The organism is Microbacterium jejuense, assembly GCF_019511665.1.
Taxonomy (GTDB): domain Bacteria; phylum Actinomycetota; class Actinomycetes; order Actinomycetales; family Microbacteriaceae; genus Microbacterium; species Microbacterium jejuense_A.
The window spans coordinates 1-15,664 of the sequence record NZ_JAEUAW010000027.1 but is presented as its reverse complement, the minus strand read 5'-3'; the positions used below and the strand labels follow the sequence as shown (position 1 = coordinate 15,664).

Here is a 15,664-nt window from a genome sequence, read left to right as displayed (position 1 = left end):
GCGACTGGGCGGTGGGCGATGGGGCGGTGGGCGCGGGCGTCGTACGGCGCGGGTTCCATGGGCGGGAGTACGAGCGCATCCGCGGCGACCTGCGCGCGTACGACGACACGTTCGACGACTACTGGGGGTTCCTCGAGCCGCGGCTGCTCGAGGCGTGGCGGCTGCTCGCCGACGACGGCACGCTGTACCTGCACCTCGACTACCGCGAGGCGCACTACGCCAAGGTGCTCCTGGACGCGCTCGTCGGCCGCGACCGCTTTCTCAACGAGCTCATCTGGGCGTACGACTACGGCGCCAAGACGCGCAAGCGCTGGCCGACCAAGCACGACACGATCCTCGTGTACGTCAAGGACCCCAAGGCGTACTGGTTCGACTCGGATGCCGTCGACCGCGAGCCCTACATGGCGCCGGGGCTCGTCACGCCCGAGAAGGCGGAGCGCGGCAAGCTGCCCACCGACGTGTGGTGGCACACGATCGTGCCGACCACGGGCCGCGAGAAGACCGGCTACCCGACGCAGAAGCCCGAGGGCGTCCTGCGCCGCATCGTGCAGGCGTCGTCGCGCCCGGGCGACCGCGTGCTCGACTTCTTCGCCGGCAGCGGCACCACCGGCGCGGTCGCGTCGGCTCTCGGCCGCGACGCGGTGCTCGTCGACCACAACCCCGAGGCCATCGCCGTGATGCGGCAGAGGATGCCGCACGCCCGCGTCATCGGCGACTGACGCCCGGGACCGCGGAATATACCCCTGCGCCGCGCGGCCGTCGAGCCTCCGCGGTGGTGGGCTGCGGCATCCCTCGCCGCCGTAGGCTGAGGATCATGCGCTTCGGAACCTTCATCCCCCAAGGCTGGCGATTCGATCTCGTCGGCATCGACCCCGCTCAGCACTGGGAGGTGATGAACGGGCTCGCGCAGCGCGCCGACGCCGGGCCGTGGGAGTCGCTGTGGGTCTACGACCACTTCCACACGACGCCGGTGCACTCCGACGAGGCGACGCACGAGGCGTGGACGCTCATGGCGGCCTTCGCCGCCTCGACGTCGAAGATCCGCCTCGGCCAGATGTGCACGTGCATGGGCTACCGCAACCCCGCTTATCTCGCCAAGGTCGCCGCGACGGTCGACATCGTGTCGGGCGGGCGCACCGAGATGGGCATCGGCGGCGGCTGGTACGAGCACGAGTGGCGCGCGTACGGCTACGGCTTCCCGCCCGTCGCCGACCGCCTGCGCATGCTGCGTGAGGGCGTCGACATCATGAACCAGGCCTGGACCACCGGCCGGGCGACGCTCGACGGCCGTCACTTCCAGGTCGACGGTGCCATCGTGCAGCCGCTCCCTCTTCAGGACGGCGGCATCCCGTTCTGGATCGCCGGCGGCGGCGAGAAGGTGACGCTCAAGATCGCGGCGCAGTACGCGTCGTACACGAACTTCGCCGGGTCGCTGGAGGAGTTCGACCACAAGAGCGACGTGCTGCGCGGACACTGCGACGCCCTGGGTCGCGACTTCGCGTCGATCACGCGCTCGTCCAACTTCAACACCATCGTGGGCGCCACCGAGGCCGAGGCGCGCGATCGGCTGGCGGTCGTGGTCGAGCGCCTGCGCCCGCACGTCGGCGACGAGCGCGCCGCCCACATCGAGCAGGACTACCTGTCGTCGCCCGGCTTCGGCACGCCCGAGCAGATCGCCGAGCGGCTCGCGGAGCGCGCCCAGCACGGCCTGGGCTACAGCATCCACTACTTCCCCGAGGCGGCGTACGACCTCTCGGGCGTGGAGCTGTTCGAGCGCGAGGTCATCCCCGCGCTCGGCTGATCCCGCCGACGGGATTCGCGAGAGGATATGTCTCCGCGCCGCAGTGCGGGCGGAGACATATCCTTTCGCGGTTCCCGGCTCAGAGCAGCGGGGCCACCGGGGCGTAGCCGTCGGGATCGACCGCCGGCGTGCCGGGGGCGCCGCCGAAGACCCGCGTCGTGCCGGGGGCGGACGACCACGCGGGCCAGCCGGGGTCGCCGTCCACCACGAAGCTCGCCGCCGCGCCATGGGTCTGGTCGGCGAGGGACTGCGGCGGGTTGGGACCCGTGAGGGGCTCGACGCGCACCGAGTCCAGGCAGTCGAACCAGAACGGGACGTCGATGCAGTGCACGGCCATGTCGTGCGTCATTCCCGGCTGCGTCGAGCGGAAGGCGTAGCGGTACACCCACGTCGGGGCGGTGCCCCGGGCGGTCGCGGTCTTGACGACGGCGGTGCGGAACATGCGGTCCGTGACATACCGGCCGAGCGCGGCGGCGTGGCCGCGTGCCACGACGTCGCGGTTGGCGGCGAGGTACGCGGTGCGCGTCCCGCCCTTCAGGCCCGCCTTGCCCAGCAGGACCGCCAGCGGGATCCAGCGCAGCTTGCTCGCGGCTCCCGACACGATCATCGAGAACTCGTCCTCGGTGGCACCGAGCACGAGCGGCTTGTCAGCGCCCACACCGGCGGCGATCGACTCGAGCGTCGGGCGGGTGATCAGGTCCCCGTCGATCGACGGGCCGAGCGTGAGGCCGTCGTCGAGCAGCTTCGTGACGCCGTCCGACCCCGACACCTCGGTCGCCGCCTTCTGCGCCTCGACGATCCTCTCCTCGGGCACGGCCGACAGACCCGCCCGGGTCGGCGCGACGCCGAGGCGTGCCGCGATGTCGCGTCCGATCCGCTGCCACGTGGCGGACGCGACGTCGGCGGTGGCCGCAGACAGCGCCCACGCCGAGTGGAACAGGTGCTGGGCCGCCGGCATCCCGAGCAGCGTCAGCACCGCCCCGCCGCCGGCGGACTGGCCCGCGATCGTGACGCGCGACGGGTCGCCGCCGAACTGCGCGATGTTGGCCTGCACCCACTCCAGGGCCAGCAGCCAGTCGCGCACGCCGCGGTTCGATGGGGCGTCCTCGATCCACCCGAACCCGTCGAAGCCGAGCCGGTACGAGATCGACACGGTCACGACGCCGTCGCGGTTGAACGCGCGCCCGTCGTACCAGGGCGAGGCGGGGGAGCCGGCGAAGTAGCCGCCGCCGTGGATCCAGACGAGCACCGGGAGTGCGGCACGCGTCTCACCGGGCACGGGCGTGAACACGTTGACGTTGAGCGTCGCGTCGCCCGGCACCGACGGCTCGGGGATGAGCGTCACACCCGGGTCGCCGCGCTGCGCCGTCGCGCCGTACTCCAGCGCGTCTCGGACGCCCTGCCACGGCTGGGCGGGAACGGGCGCTGCGAATCGCAGGTCGCCGACGGGCGGCTGGGCGAACGGGATGCCGAGGAACGCGGCGCTGCCGCCGGCTCCGGGCTCGCCGCGCCAGAAGCCCCGGACGCGGCCCGTGACGGTATCGGCTTCCGCGTAACGGAGGGTGGTGGTGTCGGTCATGATGCGTTCCTCGGGGTCAGCAGCGCGAAGAGGGCGCCCACGGTGGCGGCCATGTCGACCTCGGGCTCCAGCATCCACTGCACCTGCATTCCGTCCGCGACCGCCTGGAAGAGGCGGGCGATCGTGTCGGGATCGATGCGGTCGTCGATCTCGCCCGCGGCCTGCCCCGTCGCGATCGCCGCGGCGAAGACCTTGCGCAGCTCGGCGCCGCGCCGCACGAAGTAGGCGTGTGCCGCATGTTCAGGGTCGGCGGCGTCCACCGAGAGCCGGGCGAACAGGTGCACGAGACCCGGCACGTCCGCGTTGTGGCGCACGATGCCGAGGTAGCCGTCACGGATCGCCGCCACGTCAGGCGTGATCGCGTGTGACGGGTCGGCGTCTCCCGTCATGCCGACGGAGTCGAGCTCGTCGCGCTTGCGGAGGATCTCGGTGAAGAGCTCCTCCTTGCTGTCGAAGTAGTGGAGCAGCCCTGCCTGACTGAGGCCCACGGCATCCGCCAGCTCTTTCACGGAGGCGCCGCGGTAGCCCTCGCGGGCGATCACGTCGAGCGCGCGCGTGAGGATCTCTTCGCGCTTGGCCACACCCTTGGCGTAGGAGCCTCGTCGCCCCTTGCGGCTTTCTGCCATACGAGAAGTAAACCGAACAACGCTTGATTTCTCAAAACCTAGTGACATATGGTTTTGTCTCGAGGCGCTCGATGAGGAGCGCCCGCCACCCGAAGCAAGGACCCGTCCATGACAGCGCCGTCTGAACCCATCGCCCCGATGACCACCAACACGTTCGTCGAGAACGCCTCCGGCATCGACGACCCGCCCGCGCCCGTCAAGGGTCTGAGGAGGCTGATGTGGTGGATCATCCCCGCCAACCTCGGCATCTTCCTCATCTGGGGCGCCGTGCCCGGCATCCTGATGCAGGAACAGGCGAGACAGCTCTACGGCGACGGCGACACCATGGTCGCCAATCTCGCCATCATCTCGACGATCGGTGCGTTCGGCGCCATGGTCGCGCAGCCGATCGCGGGCCAGATCTCGGACCGCACCCGCTCGCGCTTCGGACGTCGAGCGCCGTGGATCGTGCTCGGCGCCCTCGCCGGCGCGCTCGCTCTCATCGGGCTCGCCTTCGCCGACTCGCTGTGGGGCTTCGTGATCGCGTGGACCCTCGTGCAGATCTGCTACAACTTCGCGCAGGGGCCGCTGAGCGCCGTCATGCCCGACCGGGTTCCGCTCAAGCGTCGCGGCACGTTCGCCGCTCTCTCTGGCATCGGGTTGATGGTCGGCGCGCTGGGCGGTCAGATCCTGGGTTCGTTCTTCCTCGGCAGCATCGCCGCCGGCTACGTCACCTTCGCCGTGTTCGCCCTCGTGGTGCTCACGCTGTTCGTGGTCTTCAACCCCGACTACGCCAGCACCAAGCTCGAGCCCGAGCCTTTCAATCTCAAGGAGTTCCTCGGCACCTTCTGGGTCAGCCCGATCAAGCACCCCGACTTCTTCTGGGCCTTCACCGGACGTCTGCTGCTCTACACCGGGTACTTCGCCGTCACCGGCTACCAGTACCTGCTGCTCATCAACTACTTCGGCATCGACAAGCCGGGCGAGGTCATCCCGCTCCTGGGACTTCTGAGCCTCGTCGGCATCATCGTCTCGACCATCGTCTCGGGACCGCTGTCCGATAGGGTCGGGCGCCGCAAGCCGTTCGTCTTCGGCTCGGCTGCCGTCGTGAGCCTCGGCTTCCTCCTGCCGTGGATCTGGCCCGACATCACGTCGTGGATGATCATGACCTTCATCGCCGGTTTCGGGTTCGGCATGTTCCAAGCGGTCGACCAGGCGCTCATGAGCGAAGTGCTGCCGTCGGCGAAGTCGTTCGCCAAGGACCTCGGCGTCGTGAACATCGCGGCCACGCTCCCGCAGACGCTTGCTCCCGGTGTGGCGGGCGCCATCGTCCTCGCACTCGGCTATTCGGCGCTGTTCCCCGTCGCGATCGTCCTCGGAATCCTGGGTGCTTTCGCCGTGTGGCCCATCAAGGCCGTCCGATGACGTGGGCCGCCTCGACCTCGATGATGGGGGATGCCGGGGGCACCGGCATCCACCTTCCTCACCGTCCCCCGATGAAAGGAACCCGATGAGCATCCCCGATGTCACGGAACTGACCCTCGAAGAGAAGGCGTCGCTGACCAGCGGCGCGAGCTTCTGGTACACCAAGCCCGTCGAGCGCGTGGGCGTTCCGGCGATCATGGTGACCGACGGCCCGCACGGTCTGCGCAAGCAGCGCGAGGGCGGCGACCACCTCGGCATCGGCGACAGTGTGCCCGCCACCTGCTTCCCGCCCGCGGTCGGCCTCGGCTCGTCGTGGGACGTCGACCTCATCCACCGCGTGGGCGAGGCGCTCGGCACCGAGACGTCGATCGAGAACGTCGCGGTGCTGCTCGGCCCCGGCATCAACATCAAGCGCTCGCCGCTGTGCGGGCGCAACTTCGAGTACCTCTCGGAGGACCCGATCGTGTCGGGCGTGCTCGGCGCGGCCATCGTGAAGGGCATCCAGTCGAAGGGCGTGGGCACGTCGCTCAAGCACTTCGCGGCGAACAACCAGGAGAACGACCGCATGCGCGCGTCGTCGGATGTCGATCCGCGGCCGCTGCGCGAGATCTACCTGCGCGGGTTCCAGCGGGTCGTGGAGGACGCGCAGCCCTGGACCGTCATGTGCTCGTACAACCGCATCAACGGCGTGTACGCATCGGAGGACCCGTGGCTGCTGACGCAGGTGCTGCGCGACGAGTGGGGCTTCGAGGGCCTCGTCGTGTCGGACTGGGGCGCGGTCAACGAGCGCGTCCCGGGGCTCGCCGCCGGGATGGACCTCGAGATGCCGTCCTCGGGCGGTGTCACCGACGCGCAGATCGTCGCCGCCGTCACGGACGGGTCGCTCGACGAGTCGGTGGTCGATGTCGCCGCGGGCCGCGTGCTCGACCTCGTCCGCAAGGCCACCGACGGGGCGGGGTCGGTGAGCGGGCCGCTCGACGTCGACGCGCACCACGCGCTCGCCCGCGAGGCGGCCGGCCGCTCGATCGTGCTGCTGAAGAACGACGGAGGCGTGCTGCCCCTGGCGCGCGATGCCCGGATCGCCGTCATCGGCGAGTTCGCGGCATCCCCTCGCTATCAGGGCGCCGGCTCGTCGATGATCAACCCGACGCGGCTCGACAACGCGCTCGACGAGATCCGGGCGCTCGCGACCGGCGACGTGGCGTACGCGCAGGGCTTCAGCAACGCGCTCGAGGTGTCGGAGGCCGACGAGACCGCGCTGCGGGACGAGGCGGTCGCCGCCGCGTCCGCTGCGTCGGTCGCCGTGGTCTTCCTCGGCCTGCCGGCACGGTTGGAGTCCGAGGGCTACGACCGCGACGACATCGACCTGCCCGCCGCGCAGCTCGAGCTGCTCGACGCCGTGCTCGCCGTCAACCCGAACACCGTGGTCGTGCTGTCGAACGGCGGCGTCGTGGCGCTGCCCTTCGCCGATCGCGTGCCGGCGATCCTCGAGGGCTGGCTGCTCGGCCAGGCCGGCGGCGGCGCGACCGCCGATGTGCTGTACGGCGAGGTGAACCCGTCGGGCAAGCTCACCGAGACGATCCCGCTCCGCCTGGAGGACACCCCGGCGTTCCTGGACTTCCCGGGCGAGTTCTCGCACGTGCGCTACGGCGAGGGCCTGTTCGTCGGCTACCGCTGGTACGACGCGCGGCGCATGGACGTGGCGTTCCCGTTCGGCCACGGCCTGTCGTACACGACGTTCGAATACGGGGATGCCGCGGCCTCGGTGTCACCGTCGGGCGATGTCGAGGTGACCGTTGCCGTCACCAACACGGGTGATCGCGCCGGGCGCGAGGTCGTGCAGGTCTACACCGGTCTGACGTCGTCGCAGGTGCAGCGCGCACCGCGCGAGCTCAAGTCGTTCGCGTCGGTGGCGCTGGAGCCGGGCGAGACGCAGACGGTGACGCTCACCGTGCGTCGCAAGGACCTCGCGTACTGGGACATCCGCGCCGACCGCTGGGTCGTCGAGGGCGGCTCGTACACGGTGTCGGTCGGCGCGTCGAGCCGAGACCTGCGCTCGAGCGTAGAGGTCGAGGTCGATGGCGACGCGTTCACGCTGCCGCTGACGCGCTCGTCGTCGATGGGGGAGGTGCTGCGGCATCCGGTCGCCGGTCCGATCGTGCAGTCGGCGATCACGCAGATGATGGGCGGCATGGGGGACAGCGCGGCCTCGATCATGCCCGAGGGCGTGGACTTCTCCAAGATGATGGAGTCGTTCCCGATCGGGCGCATCGGCATGATGGGCGCGCTGGCCGGCGACGGGGCGGGCGTCGGTCCCGAGATGATCGACGGCCTCATCGCGATGGCGAACGCGGGCGGGGCGCCCCAGCAGAGCTGACCGCCCCGCGGCGTCCTCGCCCCCGGGGGGAGGACATTCGTCGGAGAGGGCCGGCATCCTGCGGGATGCCGGCCCTTCTTCGCTGCGGACGCCGCCGGTACGCGGGCCGCGCGCCGGTCGACCGGTGTACCGCATGCGTTCGCAGGTCGTTCACCGCGTGTTCGCCCGGCGCTGTGACGCTCCAGAGATCCATTCGGATTGCCGGTCTGGGGCCGGCGAGACTTGCGAGGAACCCTCCGTGCAGACCCATCGTCGCGCCCTCGGCGCCGCTCTGGCCGCGATCGTCGGCTTCGTCCCGCTCACCGTGTTCGTGGCCCAGCCGGCCTCGGCCGCTGCCCCGCCCGATCTCGTGATCAACGAGGCCGTCTCCGACGGTGCGGTCACGGCGGGTGCCGGTCAGATCAAGATCAACGAGGTCAGCTCCAACCCCGAGGACTGGATCGAGCTGACCAACACCGGTTCCGACGCCGTCGACGTCTCGGGCTGGCTGCTCTCTGACAACGCCCGCCTCACCGACGCCTCGCACCTTCAGCAGATCGCCGCCGGCACGACCATCCAGCCCGGCGGCTTCGTGAAGGTGGACTACACGGCCGCCGGACTCGGAAAGGGCGATGAGGCCAACCTGTACCTCGCCGACGCCGCGACGCTGGTCGACACGACCACGTGGCCAGCAGACACCCACGCCACCACGTGGGGCCGCTGCGCCGACGGCACCGGCGCCTTCCAGGTCACGACGCCGACGCCGGGCGCGGCGAACGTGTGCACGGTGACCCCGCCTCCGGCGCTCGACCCGAACTGGGACGACATCGAGATCAACGAGATCTCGTCGCTCAACGACGACGACGAGGGCAACCCCGGCTTCGGCGATGCCGTCGAGCTGGTCAACACCGGTTCGCACGACGTCACGCTCGAGGGCTGGTACCAGACCGACAGCGGAGCGGCGACCGGCGCTGCGCCCCTCACCCTCGCGGACCTCAAGGTGTGGGAAGGCGACTCGTTCGAGCCCGCGGCATCGTGGACGATCCCGGCCGGCGGCTACGTCGCCTTCAGCTCGAAGAAGGGCCTGTCAGGAGAAGGTGACGCCGTGAAGCTCTACGGCCCTGGCGCCACCGCTGCGGAGCGTCAGCTCGTCGACGAGCAGGCCTACGGCGACGGCGACGGCGGCGTGTCCGACACTTACGAGTCCGACGCGCGCGCGTTCGCCGCATGCCCCGACGGCTCGGACGAGTTCTGGCGCGTGACCGCGAACAGCTTCGGGCGCGACAACACCGCCTCGTGCGCGACGAAGTCGCGTCGCCTCGACACCTCCGTCGTGCTCAACGAGGTCTCGAACGTCGCGGGCAAGGCCGAGCTGCTCAACACCGGTGCAGAGCCCGTCGACATCGCCGGCTGGGAGCTGCTCGACGCCGACGGCACGGTGATCGCGACCGTTCCGGCCGGTACGGTGCTCGCCGGCGGCGCGTTCTACGTCGCCGATGGCCTCGTCGGCCTCGACAGCGCCGACTCCCTGACGATCCGCGCGGCGGACGGGGCGAGCGTCGTCGCGCACACCTGGTACGAGGACGGCATCGCCTCGTACAGCCGCTGCGACGTCTTCGGCACCATCTCGTACGTCGAGACGCCGACGGCGACCTGGGGTGCGGCCAACGCCTGCCCGGGACAGTCGACCGAGACCTGGCCCGGGGCTGCCGCCGTGTCGGTGGTGGACGCGGTCGACGCCTTCACCGACCTCGACGCCAATGACGAGGGCGACGTGTCGGGCGCGGCCTTCGACCCGAGCGACGCGAGCATCCTGTGGGTCGTCATGAACAAGGGCCGCCTCTTCAAGATGCACAAGGTCGACGGCGTCTACGAGGTGTTCCCCGACTGGGACGGCGGCCTTCCGCTGCGCTTCGCCGACGGCGGCGGCGAGCTCGATGCCGAGGGCGTCACCATCGGCCCGGACGGCGCCGCGTACATCACCTCGGAGCGTGACAACGGTCGCGCGAAGGACACGTCGCACAACATGATCGCCCGCTTCGACGTGAGCGACGTCACCGCCGGCACGAGCGAGCTCGTGGCGGCCGACGAGTGGGACGTCAACGGGTTCGTCACGACCGGCACCAACCTGGGTCTGGAGGGCATCACGTACGTGCCCGACGCGTTCCTGGTCGCATCCGGCTGGGAAGTGGACGGCGTCGCGTATTCGGCCGCCGACCACGCCACGCCCGGCCTGTTCGTGACCGCCGTCGAGGCGACGGGTGCACTGCACTTCTTCTCGCTCGCCGCCGGCGCGGCGCCCGTCGAGGTGAAGGTCGAGAGCTCGGGACTGCCGTGGTCGATGGACGTCGCCTACGACGCGGATCGCTCGGCTCTGTGGGCGCTGTGCGACGACGGCTGCGGCGGGGTGTACAACCTGTTGACCGTCGTGGACGGCGACTTCGAGGTCGCGCACTCTTACGCGCGACCGGCCGGGATGCCGAACCTCAACAACGAGGGCATGGCCGTCGCGCCCGCTTCGACCTGCGTCGACGGCTTCCAGGAGGTCGTGTGGACCGACGACGGCGACACCGACGGACACTCGCTGCGGGCGGGCACGCTCCCGTGCCCGACGACCGGCGGCCCGGGCGAGCCCGGCGGCCCGGGTGAGCCCGGCGGCCCGAGTGACCCCGGTGAGCCGGGCGGTGCGCCCGCCACGCCCGGCCCGGTGTCGGCCGGTCAGCTCACCGACGCCTCCCGCGGATCGGTCGACGGGCCGGACTCGGCGCGGCCGGGCCAGTCGATCACCCTCTACGTCGGCACGCAGTACGCGGGGCAGTCGGTGTGGGTGTGGCTGCACTCGACGCCGATCCTGCTCGGGGAGTACGTCGTCTCGGCTGCCGGCACGGTGACCGTCACCATCCCGGCCGGGACCGATGCGGGCGTCCACAGCCTCGTGGTGCTGGACGCCGCGGGGAACATCCTCGGCTGGACCGAGATCACCGTGCCGCCCGCGCTGGCCGCGACCGGTGGCGACGGGGCGGCGATCGCCGCGACGGCGGGCCTGGCGGCCGCGCTCATCGCCGCGGGCGCGCTCGCCGTCGCGCTGCGCCGCCGACGCGCGCACGCCTGACGCTGGATGCCCCGGCTCTCCGCTTCGCGGGGCCGGGGCATCCGTCCGTGGGAATCAGTCCTTCAGGAACGCCAGCAGCGCCTCGTTGACCTCGGCGCCGTGGGTCCACAGCAGGCCGTGCGGAGCGCCCTCGAGTTCGACGTAGGTGGCGTCCGGCACGAGATCCTTGAAGCGGCGGGCCGTCTTGTCGATGGGCAGGATGTTGTCTGCGGTGCCGTGGAGGATGAGCGTCGGCACGTCGATCGCGGGGATGTCGGCGCGGAAGTCGGTCGGCCACGTCAGCGGCGCGGCGGCGATCGCGGTGTTGCCGGCGTGGTTCGCGACCTGCACGCTCGCGTCGAGCGCCTGCTGCGAGATGCGCGAGCCGAGCGTGTCGTCGAGGTTGTAGAAGTCGTGGAAGAACCCGGCGATGAACGCGTAGCGGTCGTCGCGCACCGACTGCGCGATGCCGTCGAAGAAGTCCTGCGGTCCGGCGCCGTCGGGGTTGTCGTCGGTGATGAGCAGGTACGGCTCGAGCGATCCGAGGAACGCGGCCTTGGCGATGCGGCCCGAGCCGTAGCGCGAGAGGTAGCGGGCGATCTCGCCGGTGCCCATCGAGAAGCCGACGAGGATCGCGTCGTGCAGGTCGAGGTCCTCGATCAGGGCGTGGAGGTCGGCCGCGAAGGTGTCGTAGTCGTACCCCGCGCCCGCCTTGGTGGATTCGCCGAACCCGCGCCGGTCGTACGCGATGACGCGGTAGCCGGCGGCCAGCAGCGCGGCCTGCTGCTTGCCCCACGACTCGCCGTTCAGCGGGAACCCGTGGATCAGCACGACCGGCTGCGCCTCGGCCGGCCCCTGGTCGGTGTAGTAGAGGTCGATGTCGACCGAGTTCTCGGTCCCGACGGTGATGTACGCCACGATCGCTCCTTCCGGACCGCGATGGATGCTTCGTCCCGTGCCTCGCTCGGCACGAGTGCGGCGGCCCTGCGTTCGACGCTAGGCCGCGGCATCCCTCACCGCCAGTCCGCGTGGCGATGCGTCAACGAGCGTTCACGACGCGGTCCACCCCACCCACCCCTCGGCTGACTTGGCGTATATGCACGCGACACGCCTGGCGTGTCGTACACATACGCCAAGTCAACGGATGACGACCCCGATCAGTCACGGGCGGCGCCGGCCGACGGGGTGACCGTGAAGATCGTCGGCGCCGCGAACCCGGCGTCGGCGAAGGCGGCGGTGGCGGCATCCCGCACCGCGGCGACCTTGTCGTGCGCCACCAGGGCGATGGCCGCGCCCCCGAAGCCGCCGCCGGTCATGCGGGCGCCGAGCGCGCCGGCCGACAGCGCGGCCTCGACGGCGGTGTCGAGCTCGGGCACCGAGATCTCGAAGTCGTCGCGCATCGACGTGTGCGAGGCGACGAGGAGGTCGCCGATCGCGGTCGGCCCCTGCTCACGAAGGGTGCGGACCGTGTCGAGCACGCGCTGGTTCTCGGTCACGACGTGGCGCACGCGGCGGAACGTGACGTCGTCGACGAGCTCGGCCAGGCGCGGCAGGTCATCGACGCTCACGTCCCGCAGGGCCGGCACGCCGAGCGCTGCGGCACCGCGCTCGCACGCAGCGCGGCGCTCGCCGTAGCCCCCGGTCGCGTGCGAGTGCTTGACGCCGGTGTCGATGACGACGAGCTCCAGGCCGGCCTCAGCGAAGCCCAGGTCGACGACCACGGCCTCGAGTGAGCGGCAGTCCAAGAAGATCGCGGCGTCGGCCCGGCCGAGCAGCGAGGCCATCTGGTCCATGATGCCGGTGGGGGCGCCGACGGCCTCGTTCTCGGCGCGGCGGCCGACCTTCGCGAGCGCCACACGGTCGAGCTCGATGTCCCACGTGTCGGCGAGGGCGACGGCGGTCGCCCCCTCGATGGCGGCCGACGACGACAGCCCGGCGCCGACGGGCACGTCGGACGCGAAGGCGAGGTCGACGCCTGCGACGTCGGCGGGATCGGTTCCGGATGCCGCGAGCAGCGCCCACGCCACGCCCAGGGGGTACCGCGCCCATTCGGGAACGTCGTCTCGCTGGTCGGGGAAGACGACGTCGAGCGCGTCGAGCGGCAGCTCGGCCGTCGCGTCGTCGAACGTCGACGCGACGCGTACGCGGAACACGCCGTCGGTGCGCGGCGCCAGCGCCACGTGCGTGCGGTGCTGGATCGCGAACGGCAGCACGAAGCCGTCGTTGTAGTCCGTGTGCTCGCCGATGAGGTTGACGCGGCCGGGCGACGACCACGTGCCGATCGGCTCGGTGCCGAAGCGCTCGGCGAACAGCGCGCGTGCGGTGCCAGTCGTGTCGTGCGCCTGGGGGGCGCGGGTCTCGGCGGCGGTCACAGGGTCTCCTCGGGGATGGAATCGACGGCCTCGCGCAGCTTCGCGGCGGCCGCCTCGGGCGGGATGTCGCCGATCCAGGCGCCCATGGCGGCCTCGGATCCGGCGAGGAACTTGAGCTTGTCGGCCGCGCGGCGCGGCGACGTCAGCTGCAGGTGCAGGCGGGCGGTGGCACGCGCGCGGTGGACCGGAGCCTGGTGCCACGCCGCGATGTACGGCGTGGGCGAGTCGTAGAGCGCGTCGACCCCGCGCAGCAGCCGAAGGTACAGCGGCGCGAGCTCGTCGCGCTCGGCGTCGGTCGTCTCGGCGAAGTCCGCGACCTGACGGTGAGGCAGCAGATGGATCTCGATCGGCCAGTGCGCAGCGAACGGCACGAACGCCGTCCAGTGCTCGCCCTCGAGGATGACGCGCTCGCCGGCGCGCTCGAACTCGAGGATGCGGTCGAACAGGTCGGGTCCCTCGCGGTCGATGGAGGCCAGCAGGCTCGTCGTGCGCGGCGTGATGTACGGGTAGGCGTAGATCTGCCCGTGCGGGTGGGGGAGCGTGACGCCGATCGCCTCGCCGCGGTTCTCGAACGGGAACACCTGCTCGATGCCCGGCAGCGCCGACAGGGCGGCGGTGCGGTCGGCCCACGCTTCGATCACCGTGCGGGCACGGGTCGGCGTGAGCGATCCGAACGAGCCGGAGTGCTCGGGGCTGAAGCACACGACCTCGCAGCGGCCGACGCTCGTGCGGGTGCGACCGAGGCCGGGCGCGACGAGATCGTCGAGGTCGCGCGGGGAATCGACGCCGGCCGGAGCGTCGCCGTGCGCGACCGCGAGGGCGGGGCCGAACGAGGGCGACTTGTTCTCGAACACCGCGACGTCGTACTCCGACGGGATCTCGGAGGGGTTCGTGGGCGTCTGCGGTGCGAGCGGGTCGAGCTCGGCGGGCGGCAGGAACGCGCGGTTCTGGCGAGCGGCGGCGATCGACACCCAGTCGCCCGTGAGCGCGTCGCGGCGCATCGTCGCCGTCTCGGGGCGCGGTGCGAGCTCGCGTTCGTCGATCGCCCGGTCGGGCCCGAGAGTCGTGTCGGGGTCGTCGTAGTAGATCAGCTCGCGCCCGTCGGCCAGGCGCGTCGGGCGCTTGACGACCCCGGCGCCGAGGGTGACGGCATCCGTCCCGAACTCAGGTGTGTTCACGTCAACACGCTAGCAAGTCGGCTATGTTAGCGTCAACATCGGCGTGGCGTGCGCCGAGCGACGCGGGCGGGGTGAGCAGGTGAGCGGCAGCGGACGGGTGTCGATGGCGGACGTCGCCGCGCGTGCCGGCGTCTCGGGGCAGACGGTGTCGCGCGTCGTCAACGGCAGTCCGCGCGTCGACCCCGACACGCGCGCCCGCGTCGAGGCAGCCATGGCCGCGCTGGGCTACCGGCCGCACCGCGCTGCGCGCGCCCTGCGCACCGGCCGTACCCAGACCCTCGGGCTCGTCGTGTCGACCCTGGCCTCGGTCGGCAACTCGCGCATGCTGCAGGCGGTGGCGGATGCCGCAGCCTCGCGCGGCTACGCGCTCACGGTCGTGACGCTCGGGGCGGACGGCGACGTCACGGCGGCGTTCGAACGCCTCGGCGACCAGGGCGTGGACGGCGCCATCGTGCTCAACGAGGCGACCGCGCGCGTGCGGGGCGCGGACGTGCGTGCCGCGGGGCTGCGGCTCGTGGTCGTGGACTCACCCCGCGACGACCGGTTCGGCGTCGTCGAGACCGACCATGCCGGCGGTGCGGAGTCCGCCGTCCGGCACCTGCTCGGCCTCGGCCACCCGACGGTGCACCACCTCGCCGGGCCCGAGGGTTCGTTCGCCGCCGCCGAGCGCGAGCGCGGCTGGCGCGCGGCGCTCACCGGCATCGGAGCGCCGGTGCCCGACCTCGTGCGCGGAGACTGGACGTCGGCGTCGGGGCACGGTGCGGCATCCGCGCTTCTCGGCGCAGGCGCGACGGCGGTGTTCGCGGCGAACGACCAGATGGCGCTCGGCCTGCTGCGTGGGATCGGCGAGGCCGGCCGCGAGATCCCCGCGGACGTGAGCGTCGTCGGCTTCGACGATGTCGCGGATGCCGCCGACTACCGCCCGCCGCTCACGACCGTGCACCAGGACTTCGACGCCCTGGGCGCCAGGGCGGTCGCCGCGCTGGTCGAGGCGATCGAGGCGGGCGCACCGGCGTCGTTCGAGACGGTGGCCGCGCGGCTCGTGGTGCGCGAGAGCACGGGTCCGGCTCGCTGAGCCCGATCGCGGGTTCTGGCGAGTCGCCGGCAACGGCGAGGCGCGGCGGCGTTCTGTGGCGACTCGTCGGGGTCGGGCAGGTGGGTTCGGTGCGCCGGCCCCTGTCGGCGCGCGTTTCTGGCGAGTCGCCAGGACCGGCGAGGTGCACTGGCGTTTCGTGGCGACTCGTCGGGGTCGGGCAG

At 71.5% G+C, this 15,664-nt stretch carries 11 protein-coding genes; 6 read left to right on the top strand and 5 right to left on the bottom strand.

Annotated elements, in window-relative coordinates:
- Both JNB62_RS18885 and JNB62_RS18880 read left to right on the top strand, forming a co-directional pair.
- A partial coding sequence (locus JNB62_RS18885; RefSeq protein ID WP_220302431.1) for a DNA-methyltransferase occupies nt 1-719 on the top strand: 719 nt, incomplete at its 5' end.
- A 95-nt stretch (nt 720-814) separates the two neighbouring features.
- A complete protein-coding gene (locus JNB62_RS18880; protein ID WP_220302430.1) occupies nt 815-1,801 on the top strand; it encodes an LLM class F420-dependent oxidoreductase in 987 nt (328 codons plus the stop codon).
- A gap of 79 nt (nt 1,802-1,880) precedes the next feature.
- Here JNB62_RS18880 and JNB62_RS18875 read toward each other — a convergent pair whose 3' ends face one another.
- Nucleotides 1,881-3,380 (bottom strand): carboxylesterase/lipase family protein, encoded by a 1,500-nt coding sequence (locus JNB62_RS18875; RefSeq protein ID WP_220302429.1) that lies wholly within the window; start codon nt 3,378-3,380, stop codon nt 1,881-1,883.
- Entirely contained in the window at nt 3,377-4,006 is a 630-nt protein-coding gene (locus JNB62_RS18870; protein ID WP_220302428.1) for a TetR/AcrR family transcriptional regulator, read from the bottom strand. Before JNB62_RS18870 ends, JNB62_RS18875 begins: the two co-directional genes overlap by 4 nt.
- Nucleotides 4,007-4,114: 108 nt before the next feature.
- On the opposite strand from JNB62_RS18870, the gene JNB62_RS18865 reads away from it, so the two are divergent.
- The 3 genes from JNB62_RS18865 (at nt 4,115) to JNB62_RS18855 (ending at nt 10,878) form a co-directional block, all read left to right on the top strand.
- Nucleotides 4,115-5,410, top strand: coding sequence for an MFS transporter (locus JNB62_RS18865; RefSeq protein WP_220302427.1), 1,296 nt, complete (start codon nt 4,115-4,117; stop codon nt 5,408-5,410).
- Between the two features lie 85 nt (nt 5,411-5,495).
- Entirely contained in the window at nt 5,496-7,787 is a 2,292-nt protein-coding gene (locus JNB62_RS18860; protein ID WP_220302426.1) for a glycoside hydrolase family 3 C-terminal domain-containing protein, read from the top strand.
- Between the two features lie 238 nt (nt 7,788-8,025).
- Complete coding sequence (locus tag JNB62_RS18855) at nt 8,026-10,878, top strand: lamin tail domain-containing protein (RefSeq protein WP_220302425.1); 2,853 nt, start codon at nt 8,026-8,028, stop codon at nt 10,876-10,878.
- A gap of 54 nt (nt 10,879-10,932) precedes the next feature.
- Here JNB62_RS18855 and JNB62_RS18850 read toward each other — a convergent pair whose 3' ends face one another.
- The 3 genes from JNB62_RS18850 to galT form a co-directional block, all read right to left on the bottom strand.
- Entirely contained in the window at nt 10,933-11,775 is an 843-nt protein-coding gene (locus tag JNB62_RS18850; protein WP_220302424.1) for an alpha/beta fold hydrolase, read from the bottom strand.
- Between the two features lie 239 nt (nt 11,776-12,014).
- Nucleotides 12,015-13,229, bottom strand: a complete 1,215-nt coding sequence (gene galK / locus JNB62_RS18845; protein ID WP_374451266.1) for a galactokinase — start codon at nt 13,227-13,229, stop codon at nt 12,015-12,017.
- Complete coding sequence (gene galT / locus JNB62_RS18840) at nt 13,226-14,407, bottom strand: galactose-1-phosphate uridylyltransferase (RefSeq protein ID WP_220302423.1); 1,182 nt, start codon at nt 14,405-14,407, stop codon at nt 13,226-13,228. Before galT ends, galK begins: the two co-directional genes overlap by 4 nt.
- Nucleotides 14,408-14,510: 103 nt before the next feature.
- Here galT and JNB62_RS18835 point away from each other — a divergent pair, with 103 nt between their 5' ends.
- Entirely contained in the window at nt 14,511-15,482 is a 972-nt protein-coding gene (locus JNB62_RS18835) for a LacI family DNA-binding transcriptional regulator (RefSeq protein ID WP_220302422.1), read from the top strand.
- Nucleotides 15,483-15,664 lie beyond the last annotated feature (182 nt).

Coding starts and splice junctions, on each gene's coding strand:
- JNB62_RS18880 (WP_220302430.1), top strand. CDS start 815: ATGCGCTTCGGAACCTTCATCCCCCAAGGCTGGCGATTCGATCTCGTC.
- JNB62_RS18875 (WP_220302429.1), bottom strand. CDS start 3,380: ATGACCGACACCACCACCCTCCGTTACGCGGAAGCCGATACCGTCACG.
- JNB62_RS18870 (WP_220302428.1), bottom strand. CDS start 4,006: ATGGCAGAAAGCCGCAAGGGGCGACGAGGCTCCTACGCCAAGGGTGTG.
- JNB62_RS18865 (WP_220302427.1), top strand. CDS start 4,115: ATGACAGCGCCGTCTGAACCCATCGCCCCGATGACCACCAACACGTTC.
- JNB62_RS18860 (WP_220302426.1), top strand. CDS start 5,496: ATGAGCATCCCCGATGTCACGGAACTGACCCTCGAAGAGAAGGCGTCG.
- JNB62_RS18835 (WP_220302422.1), top strand. CDS start 14,511: ATGGCGGACGTCGCCGCGCGTGCCGGCGTCTCGGGGCAGACGGTGTCG.